Origin of the sequence: Psychrobacter sp. Pi2-51 (genome assembly GCF_904846665.1) — a bacterium.
GTDB classification, from domain to species: Bacteria; Pseudomonadota; Gammaproteobacteria; order Pseudomonadales; family Moraxellaceae; genus Psychrobacter; species Psychrobacter glaciei.
Genome location: NZ_CAJHBP010000006.1, coordinates 146,191 through 164,066 on the forward strand (window position 1 = coordinate 146,191; position 17,876 = coordinate 164,066).

17 protein-coding genes are annotated in these 17,876 nt (G+C 41.6%); 9 read left to right on the forward strand and 8 right to left on the reverse strand.

Annotation, left to right across the window (positions count from 1 at the left end; translation table 11 throughout):
* Positions 1-45: 45 nt before the first annotated feature.
* The gene (locus tag JMY08_RS05085) at positions 46-318 is read right to left on the reverse strand and encodes an HU family DNA-binding protein (RefSeq protein WP_045445077.1); all 273 of its coding nucleotides are present in this window, start codon (positions 316-318) and stop codon (positions 46-48) included.
* Positions 319-828: 510 nt separating this feature from the next.
* Between JMY08_RS05085 and JMY08_RS05090 the strand changes: the two genes are divergently transcribed.
* From JMY08_RS05090 to fdx, 8 genes are all read left to right on the forward strand, one after another.
* Positions 829-1,473 carry a hypothetical protein gene (locus tag JMY08_RS05090; RefSeq protein ID WP_201591766.1) on the forward strand — a complete coding sequence of 215 codons (645 nt, stop codon included), beginning with the start codon at positions 829-831 and terminating at the stop codon, positions 1,471-1,473.
* A 482-nt stretch (positions 1,474-1,955) separates the two neighbouring features.
* Positions 1,956-2,465 carry an Rrf2 family transcriptional regulator gene (locus JMY08_RS05095; RefSeq protein ID WP_010199379.1) on the forward strand — a complete coding sequence of 170 codons (510 nt, stop codon included), beginning with the start codon at positions 1,956-1,958 and terminating at the stop codon, positions 2,463-2,465.
* Positions 2,462-3,688, forward strand: coding sequence for an IscS subfamily cysteine desulfurase (locus JMY08_RS05100; protein WP_010199377.1), 1,227 nt, complete (start codon positions 2,462-2,464; stop codon positions 3,686-3,688). Before JMY08_RS05095 ends, JMY08_RS05100 begins: the two co-directional genes overlap by 4 nt.
* A gap of 169 nt (positions 3,689-3,857) precedes the next feature.
* Positions 3,858-4,268 carry a Fe-S cluster assembly scaffold IscU gene (iscU, locus tag JMY08_RS05105; protein WP_010199375.1) on the forward strand — a complete coding sequence of 137 codons (411 nt, stop codon included), beginning with the start codon at positions 3,858-3,860 and terminating at the stop codon, positions 4,266-4,268.
* Between the two features lie 395 nt (positions 4,269-4,663).
* On the forward strand, positions 4,664-4,984 hold the full coding sequence (gene iscA / locus JMY08_RS05110; RefSeq protein ID WP_025653020.1) for an iron-sulfur cluster assembly protein IscA: 321 nt from the start codon (positions 4,664-4,666) through the stop codon (positions 4,982-4,984).
* A 149-nt stretch (positions 4,985-5,133) separates the two neighbouring features.
* Positions 5,134-5,715, forward strand: coding sequence for a Fe-S protein assembly co-chaperone HscB (gene hscB / locus JMY08_RS05115; RefSeq protein ID WP_201591769.1), 582 nt, complete (start codon positions 5,134-5,136; stop codon positions 5,713-5,715).
* A gap of 248 nt (positions 5,716-5,963) precedes the next feature.
* Positions 5,964-7,844, forward strand: a complete 1,881-nt coding sequence (hscA, locus tag JMY08_RS05120) for a Fe-S protein assembly chaperone HscA (RefSeq protein WP_201591772.1) — start codon at positions 5,964-5,966, stop codon at positions 7,842-7,844.
* Between the two features lie 92 nt (positions 7,845-7,936).
* Positions 7,937-8,275, forward strand: coding sequence for an ISC system 2Fe-2S type ferredoxin (gene fdx / locus JMY08_RS05125; RefSeq protein WP_010199366.1), 339 nt, complete (start codon positions 7,937-7,939; stop codon positions 8,273-8,275).
* A 93-nt stretch (positions 8,276-8,368) separates the two neighbouring features.
* On the opposite strand, the gene JMY08_RS05130 is transcribed toward fdx, so the two are convergent.
* Both JMY08_RS05130 and JMY08_RS05135 read right to left on the reverse strand, forming a co-directional pair.
* The gene (locus JMY08_RS05130; RefSeq protein WP_227669942.1) at positions 8,369-9,652 is read right to left on the reverse strand and encodes an adenylate/guanylate cyclase domain-containing protein; all 1,284 of its coding nucleotides are present in this window, start codon (positions 9,650-9,652) and stop codon (positions 8,369-8,371) included.
* Positions 9,653-9,996: 344 nt separating this feature from the next.
* Positions 9,997-10,629, reverse strand: a complete 633-nt coding sequence (locus tag JMY08_RS05135; protein WP_201591775.1) for a DedA family protein — start codon at positions 10,627-10,629, stop codon at positions 9,997-9,999.
* 172 nt (positions 10,630-10,801) lie between these two features.
* On the opposite strand from JMY08_RS05135, the gene JMY08_RS05140 reads away from it, so the two are divergent.
* Positions 10,802-12,481: a phosphatase PAP2/dual specificity phosphatase family protein gene (locus tag JMY08_RS05140; RefSeq protein WP_201591778.1), complete on the forward strand. Its 1,680-nt coding sequence runs from the start codon at positions 10,802-10,804 to the stop codon at positions 12,479-12,481.
* Positions 12,482-12,502: 21 nt separating this feature from the next.
* Here the strand turns inward: JMY08_RS05140 and JMY08_RS05145 are convergent, their stop codons facing one another.
* The 5 genes from JMY08_RS05145 to JMY08_RS05165 form a co-directional block, all read right to left on the reverse strand.
* On the reverse strand, positions 12,503-13,228 hold the full coding sequence (locus tag JMY08_RS05145; RefSeq protein WP_201591781.1) for a PAP2 family lipid A phosphatase: 726 nt from the start codon (positions 13,226-13,228) through the stop codon (positions 12,503-12,505).
* A 22-nt stretch (positions 13,229-13,250) separates the two neighbouring features.
* Entirely contained in the window at positions 13,251-13,724 is a 474-nt protein-coding gene (locus tag JMY08_RS05150; RefSeq protein WP_227669943.1) for a diacylglycerol kinase, read from the reverse strand.
* A 131-nt stretch (positions 13,725-13,855) separates the two neighbouring features.
* On the reverse strand, positions 13,856-15,202 hold the full coding sequence (locus tag JMY08_RS05155; RefSeq protein ID WP_201591784.1) for a sensor histidine kinase: 1,347 nt from the start codon (positions 15,200-15,202) through the stop codon (positions 13,856-13,858).
* Positions 15,203-15,332: 130 nt separating this feature from the next.
* On the reverse strand, positions 15,333-16,022 hold the full coding sequence (locus JMY08_RS05160; RefSeq protein WP_201591787.1) for a response regulator transcription factor: 690 nt from the start codon (positions 16,020-16,022) through the stop codon (positions 15,333-15,335).
* A 71-nt stretch (positions 16,023-16,093) separates the two neighbouring features.
* Positions 16,094-17,770: a phosphoethanolamine transferase gene (locus tag JMY08_RS05165; RefSeq protein ID WP_201591790.1), complete on the reverse strand. Its 1,677-nt coding sequence runs from the start codon at positions 17,768-17,770 to the stop codon at positions 16,094-16,096.
* Positions 17,771-17,876: the final 106 nt, after the last annotated feature.

The following is a 17,876-nucleotide window of genomic DNA, read 5'->3' on the forward strand; positions in this document are numbered from 1 at the left end:
ATTATGCAGCGCTTGTCTATAATAGAGTAACTTAAAGATAACGGCTTAGTTTAAGCGCTCTTTTAAGTTTTTACCGGCTTTGAAGCTTGGTACTTTGCTTGCTGGGATGCTAAGTTCTTCACCAGTCTTAGGGTTACGGCCAGTACGGGCTTTACGATCTTTTACGCTAAAAGTACCAAAGCCAACTAGTGAGATGCTATCGCCAGCTTCTAAAGCTTCGCCAACACTTTCCATAACGGCATTCAAGGCATCACCAGCTTGAGTCTTATTTAGACCACTTTTGTCTGCGATGCTATCAATCAATTCTGACTTATTCATAAAATTTCCTTCAAGTTTAAGGGGGGTAATAAACGCTCACGCCAAGCATTGTAACGCTCTCATAGCACTTACGCAATAAAAACTACCTGACTGGCGTATTAACAGGTTTCGCTTTGTTATCGTCTTTATATCAAGGCAGCATAAGGAGCGCAAGCGATTTTACATATTTTTGTGCCATGTACTACGTATTTGACACCCAATGTTACGCAAAACATCTGCAACGTCTATACAAGTCAACTACTTTAGCTCAAAACACCCTCTTCATGTCTCTTTAGGCTTTGAAAACCGTGGTCAGTTGATGTCTGTGCATTGCCAGTCATAAATAGTGGTGTCTTTATCGACTGCTAAATTGTACTGTAATAATTTTGCTACTGACAGAAACTAGCGTTACTTTTTATTATAAAGGCGTTACTATAAGCAAAATATCACTGCAAATTTTTAGTAAAAATCAACTTGAGTTGATTCGATAACTTTAATTTTAATTTGCTAAATAAAAAACGGATTATTTACATGAAGCGTTCTACGTTGTCTCACTCTTTTCTTAATATTATTCTGGTGTTCATTGAGTCGGCTCTGACACTACTGTTACGTTTAGATCCCGAGCTACGTAAAGCCGCTTATCCGCTTGCCAAGCAAGGCACCGTCGTCGCACTTCGCCTATACTTACCACATGTAGAAATTTTTGCTACCTTTAGTACCAAAGGCGTGCTATTAGATGCTCAACTACCTATTGGCCGTAGTGAGCCGGATGTGGTTATCAATGCTTACAGTATCCAAGTCATCAATGCGATCACCACTCACGATAGCGAAACCACCGAAAAATTACAAATGCGTGGTGAATCAGTACAAGTGCAATTGGTTAAGCAATTTATCATGCAGCTCGGTCTCGGCAACTTGATTCAGGGTCTTATCAAAAAGATAAAAGGCGGCAAAGGTAAGTCTAAGCCTACTGACGCGGAAATGGCCGAAAAGAAGGACAACTACAAGCTCCGTATCAAAGAACAACAGACACAAATCAGTACATTGACGACTAAAAACCGTGAGCTTGAAACCACGGTAAAAGAGTTGCAGAGCAAACAGAAGACATTAATGACTGTGACTATTATGGCGCTTGTCATTATGATTGGCTCAGTCATAGCACTATTGATGAACTAGTTTTTGTTAATGATGGTGATGTTTATTGATAAACATACTTATTCATAAATAATAATGCACCTGTTAGATGACTGCTTTAGTGACCATTAAGCGTTTGGTAGCTTATTAAAGCTATCAAACGCTTTTTTATCGCTTTAATTTACTCATTGTGAATTCGAAACAAATCTAAAATGGATGCATATATTTTACGATATGCGCTCTGAAGCCCTTCTACACCGCATCTCAACCACCATTGTTTTTATCAATCATAGTAATCAATTGGATTAACCATTCAACCACACTTTAATCTTGACTAAATTACTCGGGATTAAGTATAATTACTCTATCGTTGCACACATCGGGTTCACCATCTGTTGTTTAATAGCGATAAGACACACTTAGTTGATAGATAATTAACAGAGGCAAAAATTCGCTTTTACCAAAACTACTTGACTAAGATCGTTGTTAAATACACTTATAACTGAGAAGTTGGGAGATAACATATGCGTTTGACTACTCGAGGCAGATATGCCGTTACTGCATTATTAGATCTGGCGTTACAGACTAGCCAACAAGAGACAGCGGTATCGCTATCCGATATTGCTAAGCGGCAATCCATATCTATCTCTTATCTCGAACAGTTATTTTCTAAGCTTCGTAAACGTGGCTTAGTCACGAGCATCCGCGGTGCAGCAGGTGGCTATCACTTGGCCAAGCCATTGCACGAAATTGATGTGATGAGCATTATCTCCGCTGTCGATGAATCTGTGAATGCGATGCAGTGCGAAGGACGCGGTGATTGCCAAGGTGGTACAATGTGCTTAACCCATGATTTATGGTGTGCATTGTCCAATCATATCGAACAGTACTTGAAAAATATAACATTAGCGCAATTATTAGACATGGAAAACGTGCAGTCAGTCTCAGACCGTCAGCAGACCGTTACCAAAGATATTTCAATAAAAGACATCAATACTATTACCCTATCGACCAGCGAGGCAAACCCAGCATGAGCCAACATAACAACCTTATATACTTAGATTATGCCGCCACCACCCCAGTTGCTAAGTCAGTTGCAGCTAAGATGAGCGAATATCTGACGGTAGATGGCATCTTTGGTAATCCTGCCTCGCGCTCGCATGGCTACGGCTGGCAAGCAGAAGAAGCAGTGGAAACAGCGCGTCAGCAAGTGGCAGAAGTCATCAACGCTGATCCACGCGAAATCGTCTTTACTTCTGGTGCGACTGAGTCTGATAACCTAGCAATTAAAGGTGCTGCACACTTCTATCAGTCTCGCGGTAAACATATCATTACCAGTAAAATCGAACACAAAGCTGTATTAGATACTTGCCGCGAGCTTGAGCAAGAAGGCTTCGAGATTACATATCTTGAGCCGCAGCCAAGTACTGGTCTTATTTTTCCAGAACAAGTCAAAGAAGCGCTACGCGATGATACTATCTTAGTATCACTGATGATGGTAAACAACGAGCTTGGTACGATTACTGATGTAGCTGCTATTGGCGAAATCACTCGTGAAGCTGGTGTTATATTTCATGTTGATGGTGCACAATCTGTTGGTAAAGTTCTTATCGACACTCAAGAGATGAAAATCGACTTAATGAGCTTTTCAGGTCATAAAGCATATGGTCCTAAAGGCATCGGTGCCTTGTTTGTTAGTCGTAAGCCACGTGTTCGCCTAAAAGCTGAGCAACATGGCGGTGGTCACGAGCGCGGAATGCGTTCAGGTACACTACCGACGCATCAAATTGTTGGTCTTGGCGCAGCATTTGCCTTAGCCAATGATAGCTACAAAGAAGACAATGCCCATGCAGCCAAACTGCGCCAAAAACTGTGGGATGGTCTACAAGATATCGAAGAGATCTACCTAAACGGTGATTTAGAGCATAGCGTTCCTAACATTGTGAACATCAGCTTTAACTTCGTCGAAGGTGAATCACTAATGATGTCCCTTAAAGACTTGGCTGTATCATCAGGCTCAGCCTGTACGTCAGCGACACTTGAGCCGTCATATGTACTACGTGCTATCGGTCGTCCAGACGAATTGGCACACAGCTCTATTCGCTTTAGCTTCGGTCGCTACACCACTGAAGAAAACGTCGATACGATTATCAAGCAAATGCACGAAGCCGTTGATAAACTACGTGCCCTATCACCACTTTGGGACATGTACCAAGAAGGTGTTGATTTAGATTCAGTCGAATGGGCTGAGCACTAAATTTAAGTATATATAGCGATATAAACATCAAACAGATTTATTAAACGATTGATCAGACAGTTATAAATACCATTTTTATTAACTAAATGTTTGACCCCAATTATCGATGAGTGGGTAGTGTTTCAACTTTCAGAAGCCACTGCTCATCATCTAACTAGGAGAAAACCCCATGGCCTATAGTGACCAAGTTATTGATCATTACGAAAACCCACGCAACGTCGGCAATCTTGACAAAAATGCCAAAAACGTTGGTACTGGTATGGTTGGTGCCCCAGCTTGTGGCGATGTGATGCGTCTACAAATCCAAGTCGATGATAACGGTATCATCGAAGATGCACGCTTCAAAACTTACGGCTGTGGTTCAGCAATTGCCTCAAGCTCGCTCGTTACTGAGTGGCTAAAAGGTAAGAGCTTGGATCAAGCTGGTGAAATTAAGAACAGTCACATTGCTGAAGAATTGGCATTACCACCAGTAAAAGTGCATTGCTCTGTACTTGCAGAAGATGCTATCAAAGCTGCTATTAGCGACTATAAAGATAAGCACGGCGCAGCAGCAGTAACCGAAGAAGCTGTTATCTAAGGCTAAACCTACTGGCCTATGCGCTGCATAGAATTAGCAGTGCTAAGTAGCAACACGTTAAGCAGCTACTGATGCTAAAAAGGTGACAATGACACTTATGTAATTGTCACCTTTTATTTTCTAATAGCCGCTAGGGCGTGTCATTAATTAGATTGTGAGTCTTAAAATGAGAAAAATTGTAGATAAACAAGGAAGAAATTGCCGTTAATATGAACATATTGACAAGATTTCTGACGATGTTTGGCAAAATTTAGCCATTTTAAGACCACTAAATGTATCAATGTGCTAATTGATGACACGCCCCATCATATTATTTTGGCAAACTTGTGATTCCAGTTGCCAGTCTATACAGATTTTTTATTGATACTTATAATTAATAGTCAATGGGAGTTGGCATGATTGAAATGACAGAACGCGCCGCTCAGCATGTTCGGGATTTTTTGGACAATCGCGGTAAAGGTGAAGGCATTCGAGTGGGTATCCGCACAGCGGGTTGCTCAGGTTTGGCTTATGTTTTAGAGTTCGTAGATACCCCTGACGAAAATGACACGCGTTATGAAAGCCGTGATGTCAGTATTTTTATTGATCCTAAAAGCTTGGTCTATTTAGATGGTTTATTGATGGACTATGAAAAAGAAGGATTGAACGAAGGCTTTAAGTTCACTAACCCCAACCAAAAAGGCGAATGTGGTTGTGGTGAGTCATTTACCGTTTAGTGATTCAATGGCTTAAGGTTGCTGACTTTGCTTTTAAGCGATGATAAAAGAATGCTGCCACAATTAAGTCAGTGTGGTCGACCAAATAGCAAACCTATTCTGATATTGACAACACTTTAAAAATAAATAGAAAAAGCAAGGCGTATGATATGACAGATATTACTCAAGAAGCACAGTTTGATAACTTTTTTGCCCTATTTGAGCAGCCTGTACAATTTGAAGTCAATCAAAGTAGTCTCGATCAACATCTACGTCTGCTACAAAAACGTTATCACCCTGACAATGTCGCCAAGAACTTGACAGACGCCGCACAAGCGCAACAGCAGTCTGAGCAAGCGTCAGCATTGATTAACCAAGCTTATCAAGCGTTGAGTGCGCCTGATAGCCGTGCGAGCTATCTGTTAGATATGGCAGGACAAGCACAGAACCTAGAACACTCAATCGCAGATTTGGACTTTTTAGAAGATGCGATGCAGATGCGTATCGAATTAGATGAAGCAATTGAAGACAAAGATCGCCCAGCCTTACAACAGATACATCCGCAGATTACCGAACGTTTAACGAAACAGTCTAAGCGTTTTAGTGACGCGTACCAAAGCAAGGACTGGCAAACGGCGATTGATGCGACGCAAAAACTGAAATTCTTGGTCAAGTTAAATGCTGACGTGACGACAGGGCTTGATGAGGTTGCGACGTCTGAACATTCAGATGATGATGATTTATACGTTTAGATAATAAATATTTAAACGCTTGTGTTATTAATAATGTATACACGCTTTTCTAATTTATTACTTTTATTTAAAGCTATATTTAAAACGATAGTTAAAATAGTCCCAACGATATCGTATAATCCCTTATTTTAAGCGCTATTAAACGCTATTCTCTTCTATGTTAGAGAAGAATCGCAGCCGTTGACTGTCATAGCGCCTATGTTGTATTTGCCCCATTTCACTTATTCATTTTATCTTTGAGTTATCTTATGTCTTTATTGCAAATTGCCGAACCTAATCAAAGTGCCCAACCCCATCAGCATCGTTTTGGCCTAGGGATTGATCTTGGTACCACGCGCTCATTGGTCGCTGTGGTGCGCTCAGGCAAGGCGCAAGTGTTAGAAGCAGGCGCAGCTAACGATACTCTATTACCTTCTGTGGTCTACTATCCAAGCACAGGCAACCCGCTTGTCGGCTACGATGCCCTAGCCCACTTGGCGGATGATCCAAAAAATACGATCGTCTCGGCTAAGCGCTTTATGGGTCGTAGCCAAGCTGATATCAAATTCTCTCATCCTTATGAATTAAGTGGCAGCAAAGACGATATGCCAGCATTCGTGACTGCTCAAGGCGAAGTATCGCCTGTTGAGGTATCAGCGCGGATATTGGCAACGCTTGAACAACGTGCAGCCACTGCATTGCCTGCAGACAGTATTGAAGGTGCGGTGATTACCGTTCCCGCTTACTTCGATGAAGCTCAGCGTCAAGCGACCAAAGATGCCGCCCAAGCAGCCGGTATCAATGTGCTGCGTCTATTAAATGAGCCTACCGCTGCGGCAGTCGCCTATGGTCTCGACCAAGCTACGCAAAATGGTGATAAAGAAAGCTATTACTTAATTTATGATTTGGGTGGTGGTACTTTTGACGTTTCTATCTTGAAGCTAAATGATGGCGTCTTTGAAGTATTGGCAACTGGCGGTAACAGTGCGTTAGGTGGTGATGATATCGATCGTCTGATAACCAATTGGCTTATCAAACAATTAAACATCGATCCTAAAGATGTGAGTCGTCATGACAAGTCAATACTAGCGCAACAAGCCAAAGCTTATAAGCAGGCATTGACTGACGATCAACAAGTTGATATCGATATCACTGTGAATGAGCAGGCTTATCAAGGTGTGTTGCGCCGTGAAGATTTGCTGGCTATTACAGAACCTGTTAGCCGCCGCACGATAAGCGTCTGCGAACAAGTGCTACGTGATGCCAAACTATCTACCTCAGACCTAGATGAGGTTATCTTAGTCGGTGGCTCTACTCGTATGCCTGCTGTGCAGCAAGTTGTCACTGAATTTTTTGCCAAGCAGCCGCTGTGTCGTCTGAATCCAGATGAGGTGGTTGCTTTGGGCGCAGCACAGACAGCGCATCAGTTAGTCAACGGCGATAGTGACAATAACTTATTACTGTTAGACGTAACGCCATTATCGCTCGGTCTTGAGACCATGGGCGGCTTAGTTGAAGTACTGATTCCACGTAATACGCCTATCCCCGTCAAAAAACGCCAAGTATTTACCACGTATCAAGATGGTCAAACAGGCATGGTGATTCATGTGGTACAAGGTGAGCGCGAGACGGTGGACAACTGCCGCTCATTGGGACGTTTTGAGCTATATGGTATCCCGTCAATGAAGGCTGGATTTGCCCGTATTGAAGTAACCTTTAGTATTGATGCCAATGGTCAGCTAACCGTTAGTGCGCAAGAAACCACCACCAAAACAGAAAGTAAGATTGAGATTGTGCCTTCTTATGGTTTGTCTGACGAGCAAAAAGAGCAATTACTGGTGGCTGGATTTAAGTATGCAGAGGAAGATAAGAACGCACGCTCTTTAATCGAAACAAAAGTAGAAGCAGAGCGTGAAGTACTCGCTCTACAATCTGCACTCAATGAGTTTTCAGCATTACTATCCTCTGAAGAACAAAGCATTTTAGCAGAGCACATCAAAGCTCTAGCAGCCGCACTCGACACTAATGACTTGAGCTTTATCGAAACTAAGCAGGCTCAGCTCAAGCCTCATAGCGATGCCTTTGCTGCCAGTATTATGAATCAAAGCGTCAAAGCCAGCATGGCAGGTACGAATGCCCAAGATTGGTAGCAGATACGTTTAAGAATGCGGCTTAGCGATCATACTAAGCTCATCTCTTATATTTTTATTTTTTTAATTGATTAGCACTGGAAAGACGATTTATGCCAAAAATTACCGTATTACCGCATCATGAAATTTGCCCTGAAGGCGCCGAAGTCGAGCTAGAAGCTGGTAGCAACCTATGTAAGGCGCTAATAGAAAAAGGCATTAAAATTGAACATGCATGTGAGATGTCAAAAGCTTGCACTACGTGTCATGTGGTCGTTCGCAAAGGCTTTAATAGTTTAGATGAGATGGACGACATTGAGGCCGATTTATTAGATCGTGCTTGGGGCTTAGAGCCTGACTCACGCCTATCTTGTCAGGTTATGCTCGATGATGAGGATTTAACCATCGAGGTTCCTAAATATACGCTCAACCATGCCAAAGAAAACCATTAAACAACCTATCTTACTGTTATGTTAAAAAAGTCAGCTATCGTCATGATAGCTGGCTTTTTTGTGCTCAATATTATAGATATTGCTTTTAGACAATTATTTATGACCATTGTTGTCACGTTTGCATTCTGCTGCTATATCAGTTGCCAACTTTTCTTCCTCTTGTTCAACCCGCTCAAGCGCAAAATTCAAGCGTGCCCTGATATCTTGATAATCATTATCTTTCATATCTTTAAAGTTCAAATGCAAGTTGAAACCTGGCAGCGTGTGATCAACCCATTTAGAGAGATGACCCTTATCAGCATCAGGATCCAGCACTTGCCAAGCATTTACTTGATCATCAAAGCCTTTTAGCTGAAATGCACCAGCGTGCTGACACTCATAATTATGGCAGACGTAGTCGTAGGTACTCTCACTGACTAATATTTCATCTTTACCAGCACTCGCTTCAAGTCTTGCTGCTAAATTGGCCTCTTTACCGATCAAGGTATAGCTGAGACGATTGTTGCTGCCAAAATTACCAACATGGCAGTAACCTGTCGTAATTCCAATGCGTATATACAGTCCTTCAAAACCCATGAGCCGCCATTTTTGTCTTAAAGTGCGCATCTCACGACGCATATCTATCGCCATTGCGATACAGTCTAGCGCGTCTTGGCGAGCACCGCGGCTCTTTGGTTCACCAAAAAAACACACCATGCCATCGCCAATGAACTTATCAAGCACGGCGCCATGTTTATTGGCTATTAAAGTCATACAGTGCATATAGGTATTTAAAATGTCAGCCAAATTATCAGCGCTTAAACTATCGGACAATTCGGTAAAACCAACGATGTCTGAGAACATAATCGTCAGCTTAGCACGCTTATTAGAAACGATGACTGGGCTATCAGATTTGACAATAGGTTCCCAAATTTGCGGTGGTATGAAGCGTGTTAACTTATTAATAACGGAGACCATCCTGCTTAGACGCCCGACTGCTTGATTAGCACGCGTTTCATAACCGAGATATTCTTGATACATATACTGAAACTGACACAAAATAACCGCCATACTTGCCAATAACACTATTGGTGTTGTCCAGCCTTCATAACAATCTATCTCAGCTATGGCCAAAGTGACACTAACATAATAAAAAACAATGACCGTTATGATTGAGCTGGCGATCAGCTTTAAATTATTTTCAGAGCCACTAATGATAATTCTAAGACCTATGAGCGCAGCTAAACTCAGCGAAATAATGATGCAGAACTGTACTGATCCGATGACCGCAGACAATAAAATAATGACAATATTAGACGTCCAAAAACTTTTTGGGCGACGATAATTGTAGATTAGTATCATTAAGCTTGGCAGACAAACAATAACAAGAAGTGCCATTGAGGTAGATCTAAAATCAAAATGTAACGCGAGGAGTATGACCGTGAGAATTAAGACGAAGACTTCTGGATAGTCAAATCGATATACCCCTTCATTTTTTGAAGGGCGATTTGGTCTCAGCGTGTCTAAAAAAGGCATATAAAGTGTTCGCTTAAGCAAAACAGATGGTTGGAACGACTAAAAGGCTACGAAGATAGCACAGGTGCATCAACTACCTCTATTATCAAGTCGGATATTAATTAGTTATCACTATATTATAATTGATATTATACTTTTTAAGTATGTTAAAAACTATGTCATATATAACCAAAAGTATACCACCTATCACTTATTTTACCTTGAATCTATTTTAAATCGGAATTACGGTACTTATTTTGCCGACGATGCTTGATCAGCCAACCGATGATAATTATCATAGCCAATATGCCAAACCCTTTAGAATAAGGGGCCAATACGCCTTCGATGACCTCATAGTTCTGTCCGAGATAATATCCCGCTAACGTTAATACGGTAGTCCAAATACTGGCACCTAACGCTGTCAATACTAAAAAAGGCAATAGCGGCATCTTGTTCATGCCAGCAGGTATAGAGATGAGCGAGCGAACGCCAGGCACCATACGCCCAAAGAACACGGCTGTTTTGCCGTGTTTATCGAACCAATCATTTGCAGAGATAACGTCATCGGGTTTAACGAAAACGTATTTGCCATATTTTTGGGTAAACGCGACCAAACGTTCTTTATCAAATACACGGCCTAAATAATATAAGGGCAACGCGCCAAGTGAGGCACCTAGTGTACCGGCAACAATAACCAGCATTAAATTTAAGTCGCCTTTTGACACGGCAAAACCGGCTGCTGGCATAATGACTTCAGAAGGTATCGGCGGGAAGACGTTTTCGGCAAACATGGCAAACACAATACCAAAGTAGCCAAACTTTGCCATAATACTGAGTACCCATTCGCTGATTTGATTCATAATGACTGCCTCCCCTTATTAAAACTATAGACGATTTATTTTTCTAATTTTGAGTAAACCTAAACGTGTAACTATCCAAACATTGCTATTAGTCTTAACCTAACTTATGTCAAAACATCCTGTTTTATGCTATTTATAGCACTTGCACTATGGCAACGATTAGACAAATCCTATGACCAGTAATTCGCCTATTTCAATGACTTCTAGATGGATCTCCTTAGCGTGCGCGTTAGGGGTCTTTGCTCTTCTGTACTCATTGACTAATATCTATGCGCAAACACTTTTTTATGCTACTCAGTTTTATGATACTCAGCTTTCTAAGCTAAGTATCATTAACCCTATATGGCCTAATAAAGTTCATATACTAGCCATACCGATTGACACAGCCATTCCCTTTGTTGCGCTGATGATTGTGCCTTATAGCTGGTCAATCATGCTATTTTGCGCCAGTTTTTTTATGGTAAAAACACCAGCACAGCTCTCCTTATTAACGCGCAAGTTAATCCTAGCCACCCTTTTTGCTTGTTTTATCTTTTATGTGTTTCCCGCCAAATTCACTTTTGAGCGCCCTACAGTTTTGGGCTGGACACACTATGGCTATCAATTTTTGCATATAACAGACAAACCTTTTAATCAGTTCCCTTCCTTGCATGTGACATATGCTGTATTACTAGGGACGTCATTATGGCAACTTTCAAAATCTGCCCTCTATCACCTGACGCTCTGCTCTATCTGTAGTCTCATCATCATATCCACCGTTCTGACTTATCAGCATCATCTGCTAGATATTGCTGGTGGGTTGTTACTGGCAACGTTGATACTGGTAATAACCAATAAGCTGCGAAACAATTTGGTTTTAAAGTATCTGACAGTCGCGATATCAGGATTTTTAATCCTATCGATAGCAGGGTTTATGCTCAATAGAAGCATGACCTCTATCACTTTTGCAGGGTTATATTATTTAGTCGCCACGTATTGGATGTTAAGTTTTTTTGTCTTAGCTTGGGCTTATCAATATCCCAATCAACCTCGCGACAAACGTTGGTTTGCAAAGGACAAGCAAGGGCGCTTGCTCCTATCTACTTGGTTGACGTTTGCACCCTTACTATTAGGCTACCGACTGATGTGGTATGTCGGGCAACGGTATCAGCTCACTCAACGTACAAAATCAGATTGTGGCTCATTGAACCATACTGATAGATGTCCAACACATAAAATAGCAGACTCGGTATATGCAGTTGCTACCCCAAAATTATTTGGCTTATCTAAAATGAGCGATGAGCATTATTCATATTTTTCTAACTTTGCGATGATTATTGTGATTGACTCGGCTGTGGAAACCAACAGTCATAGTTTGAGTTTAAAACAAGCATTGCATACCCACCATACTTACGCGCAAGCACAAAGATTAGACGCTGGTCATTTAGATGTCAGTAATTTAGACGTTAATCATGACAGCTCATTATCGTGCGATTTTAATCCGTCAGTTGCTGCTTTTCAGATGAGATATCTTTATTTTCCACTATTAGACTTACAGTCGTTAGGAGAGGTTGATACTCAGGACTTTATCCATTTATTTAAACAGATAGACGCATTAGCAGCCATTGATATAGCGACTAATATCACGAAAAAAAAGCGGCCTAGCAAAACAATCCTTATCAACTTCCAATGCGTAATGGGACTATCCCGTAGTGTCGCCCTGCACGCTTTATATCTAATATATCGAGGACAGCTGACTATCGATAATTACGTTGCTTGGATCAACGAGCAGTATCCAAAAGCGCATGTCAATGATAATTATCTACCTAAGTCGCTCATTGATAAGGTTAGGGACTTGGCTAAAAATACTTGAACAAGCATTAAGAAAATATCATCAATATATGAGCTCTCTTTTTTTGAAGCATACTGTTGCGAGTGCGCAAGCAATTGTCAGTGACAGCAACATCGATACCAAGGTATGACTAAAAAAATGGTCGCCAAAGAGCATTTTGTACCCTCCCATCGTCCACCCTAAGACAGTGACTATCTCAAAGGTTCTATAGCGATATTGTCGTAGCGTCGGTAAAAACGCCAAGCCATATAAAGAAAATCCTGCGCTGGCATGCGCTGCTGGAAAACACTTGGCAGGTGTCATAGCCACTATGTCTTGCCAAAGATTAAGGTATGGTAAGTCACCGTTAAAAACCATCAAGTGATTGGGGCAACTGACATGGGTCATGCCTTTGAGCATAGCAATGGTAGACGGCACCATAATCAATACGCTCAAAAGATAACTTATCTCACGCACCGATAAGGGAGTAAGGAATCTATCAAATTTTGATTTACTGGGCAGAGAGGTTTTAATCAAGGGCTGTCTATACTTGATGATTAGCACGGTTATTAAGTAAACGCCGAGCAAAATCAGCAATAATTTAGGTAAATCATAAAATATAAACGCGTAAGGCTGCGCACCTTTATCTATCAGCCACCGACCATTTGCATAGAAAAGCTCACTGATACGAAGGTCCAATTGGCTATGCTCAAATGTCAGTGTCGCAATGAGGGTGAGGCACAAGAGTTTGAGCCAAGCCCAATCAGCGGAATTGGTTTTTACAGTCATTGATACACCCAAAAGATAGGATTCACAAGAAAGTGCTAGATAGCGCTATCAGCCATAGCAGGGTCAAAAGCAGTAATGCCAAAAATTGTGCAGCAGAACCGACATCTTTGGCTATTTTGGCCAGTGGATGCTGCTCTGTCGAAGCATGGTCAACACTGGCTTCGATACCCGTGTTAAATAGCTCAACGATTAATGACAAGAAAGAGGCGACTATCAGCAGCATTTTTATACTGAGATCAAAAGGCGTGAAGATGAGTGCCATGAGTAAGGCAAAGTTGAGCCACAAAACCTGTCTAAAGGCCGCCTCAAATTGGTAAGCTGCCTTAAAGCCATCTATAGAATAACTGGTGGCTTTGACGATACGGGCAAGACCTTTTTTACCTTTCGCGTCACTGGCATAACTATCAATTGCAAGTAATGGGATAGGAACCGGTTGGCCAATAGGCTCAAAATCGGGCTTTTTATAGTCAAAGTGAGAGGGTGTGACTTTGCTCATATTGAATTCTTTATACTCATGAATAGTAGGATATGCTGCAAGTGTTGAGTATAAGATAGCAAAGGTTAAGACAACGTTAAGAAAGCATTAAAAAATTATGAGCATTTTTTAATGCTTCGCATTGATGAGTGCTATTGATAATAAATACTAAACGTACTACCACCACTTTCATTGGGGTGATGGGTTAACTGCCAGCTCATATGGGTCATGATACGCTGCACGATACTAAGCCCTAACCCCGTACCTTCTACCTTATAAACAGAATGAAAGTTAGGGGATAGATCTTTATCCATTTGATTACCGGTGTCATTGTGATTTAGACGCTCAAATCTTTCATAAAGCAGAGGCATCATAACTTCAGGAATACCCAGACCAGTATCTGTCACCGTTATTTTTTTAGCATCGATAGTGACAATGACTTCTCCATCATCCGTATACTGAAACGCATTTTTGATCAAATTACCCAACGCCATCTTAAGTAACTCAGGTCGCACATAGGCAGTGTATTCTTGTTCTGCCACCACTGTGCAGGTCACTGTTTTATAACGCAGCAAATACTTCAAACGTTCAATTTCATTGACTGCAATGCTATTAATGGATGTTAGCGGCGCATCCAATTTTTCAGGCGCACGCGAAAGCAATAATAAAGCCGTGATAATTTCAGAGGTCTCTTTGGCAGTATTGCTGATACGGTTGGTAAATTCACTCAAGCGGCTGTCATGCTCTAACTGTGAGGCCAACACTTCAGACGCGCCCATAATGATTGTCAATGGTGTGCGTAGCTCGTGACTGACATCGCCTGTAAACAGCTGCTCGCGTTTTAGATACTGCTCCAGTTTATGGTTTTTTTCATCAATCGCTCGAGCCAACACTCCGACTTCCGACGGCAAATGGGTCAACTCTGTCAAGTTACGATGGTCTGTTTCCACCGCCCGCTTTAGAGCCAGTAAAGGCTTGATGATTTGCTTGGAAGACAATTGAGAAAAGACAATAGCAATCAATAAACTTAAAATGACAGCAGCTTTCAAGGCAGCCGCAAATATGTCCTCTAAATGCTCAAAGATTGCCAAAACAGGGTAATTTTCCATCACCATATCGGTGTTTTCTAGGTAGGTCAAAATGTAATTTTGTTGGTCGCGGTGATAGTGAAAGAAATGCAGTTCAGTGTTCGTTTCGTCTGCGCCCGTATCAACAGTGACAGAAATCTCTTGCACCGTTTCAGTCGCTATGGCTTTTAAATTCTCCGGTGCACTATCATAACGATAAATTTTAATCCCTGGTTCTGCCGTATAAACCGTCTGCTCACCGTACTCTTTCTGACTGAGCTCTAGCTGCTGTAACAGACGAGCTTTAACCAGATCCTGCTCTATTCGCATTTCGGCATACAAAAAAATACTGACAAAAGTGGCGCACAGTAACAAGGCAAATAAGAGGTAGGACACACGAAACTTATTGGCTATAGAATCTATATTAAACATGGCATGGGCTTACTTGATAGTAGCAGAAGATAAATATAGGTTATCAGGGGTATAAATACCCTCAACCAGTTTATCGTTATTGACCGTTAAATGGCTCACGAAGTACTAAAAAAATGATCTGCGAAACAAATTATGACAAATTATCAGGGTCGACGATCTGATAGCCAACGCCTGGTATGGTCATTATCATCGGTTGAGCAAATGGTTTATCGACCTGTGCCCTTACGCTATGAAGATGAGTGCGCAAAGCATCACTACTTGGGATATCTCGTCCCCAAACTTTTTCCTCAAGCTCCGTTTTGCTGACCACTCGAGGAGCAGCGCTCATTAGTGTGGCGAGTATCTTAAACCCAGTTGGGGTCAGTTTTAAAAAGATGCCCTCGCGCTGAATAGTGTGCTCATCTGTATTTAGAGACAGTTTACCGACCTCTATACTATGCCGAAAGTGCTCATCTTGATGGCGGCGTATGAGGGCTTTGATACGGGCTTCGAGCTCTACCAATGAGAAGGGTTTGACCAGATAATCATCAGCACCACTATCGAATCCTGCAACTTTATCCAAGATCGTATCGCGAGCCGTCAGCATCAATACTGGCGTCTTATCATGCAACTCTTCTCTGAGCTTCTTACACAATTGAGTGCCATCCATACCAGGGAGCATCACATCCAATAATATAACGTCATAACGATTGGTTGATGCCAAAGTCAAACCACTATAACCATTGTGAGCGTTGTCGAGCTCAAAACCTTTTGGCTCAAAAAACGCATAGATATTGGCGACGATATCGGGATTGTCTTCAATAATAAGTATCTTGTACATGGCTCTGACTACCTAAAGATGATTGCCTAAATATGACTGCCTAAAAACGCTTATCTATCATAAATAAGCGTTTAATTGGCGACCTTAAAAAAAGTAGGCGCTGAGGCTACCTCGTCGGTGGTGATATCAAAAAAGCTTAGTAAAGTTGGCGTGATAAAATCATGTGATACTGGCTGAGTGCTCATACTCGTCAGACTCTCGCTACTGATACGGTTACTCGCAGGTGACCAAACAATCAACGGCACTTGCTTTTGCGCATTCGGCGCAATGCTGTACGGCAGTCCATGTAAGTAGATATTGTTCTCACCCAGACTTTCTCCATGATCGCTAATATATACCATCACCACCTCATAGTCTTGTTGATAAGGCTTCAATGTTTCAATAACATTATTTAAGAAATAATCAGTATAGCCAATCGCATTGTCGTAACCGTTAATGACCGACTGTGCATCACATTTGGACAGCTCATTGGTCATACAAACTGGCTGAAATTTTTCAAAGGTTTTAGGATAACGTTTGTAATAAGCGGGGCCATGATTGCCCATTTGATGCAGTATAACTAAGGTATCTTGTTGGCTAGAGTCCGACTTAATCATTTTATCAAAGCCATCCAACATGCCAATATCTCGGCATTCGCTATCACAATTGGGGTTCTTATCCGGCGTTTTGTAATCCTCAAACACCACTCGATCTGCCACGCCTTTAGAGCTAGAGTTATTGTCTCGCCAAATAACCTTGACGCCTTGTTTGTTTAGCGTATCTAACACATTTTCATTATAAGCAGCGGTATCTACATCGTAGTCACTTTGGTTTGCATAGCTGAACATACAAGGCACTGAATAAGCGGTAGAGGTGCCACAGGCCGTTACATTCTTAAAGCTATAGATATCCGTTTGCTTGGCGAGCAGTGGCGTAGTGTTGCGTGTATAGCCATTCAAGCCAATGTGGTCAGCACGTACGGTTTCTCCGACCACAAAGACCATCAGCTTAGGTTTTGCAGTGCTATTCACAGCTGCGCTACGCTTGGCATCTGCTGCATGAAGTATCAGCGTATCAGGGCGTTGCCGTTCAGCTATATAATCCGTTCCTAGTTTTACGACAGAATAAATGGGCGTGATTGGGTTACTGTAATAACGGACCTCTTTATGCTGACGAAAAAAGCTGGCGTACTGATCGCCAAAAGGTATCAGGCAAAGCGCAATCAGAGCAATAGAGGCAACTAAGGTTGCGGTCTTTTGAAGTATTGCGCGTTGCCAAGAGAGGCGCTTTAAACGAATTTTGCTAATAATAAATGCTGGAATGATGCCTAATAATACCACTCTAATCGCAAAACTTGGTGCCATTAGATCCATAGCCTCAGCTTGATCGGTTTGTAAGCTATTGATAAGCATATTACGATCAAAAATCGTGCCGTAAGCATCGGTAAAATAACCACAAACCGCTGCCACTAGCACCATGGTAATCAACACTGCTTTTGCCGTGGAGCGATAACAAAGCAGCTGAAGTATCAGCCATAGCAAGCCAAACAATAAGCCCACCAGTGAAAGAATGAACCCCACATTTGTATCAAGTGGGTAGATATTTAGGACTTGAGCAAAAAAACTAATATTAGCGGTAGTGACTAAATATAGTGCAGTGATGACGATAAGTACATTAACATTCAGCTCAAAATGATAGCGTTTGCTAATAGCATATTTTCTATCATGAACTTTGGTAAAGCTAGCACTAAGCGCTTGAGATATTGACATACAAATACTTCTCAACAGAATGAGTGAAGACCCAATTCATTAAAGTAACAAGTACCTTGTTAAGAAGGCGTTAAGCTGCTTGAATTAAAAAAATACTTTAAATGAC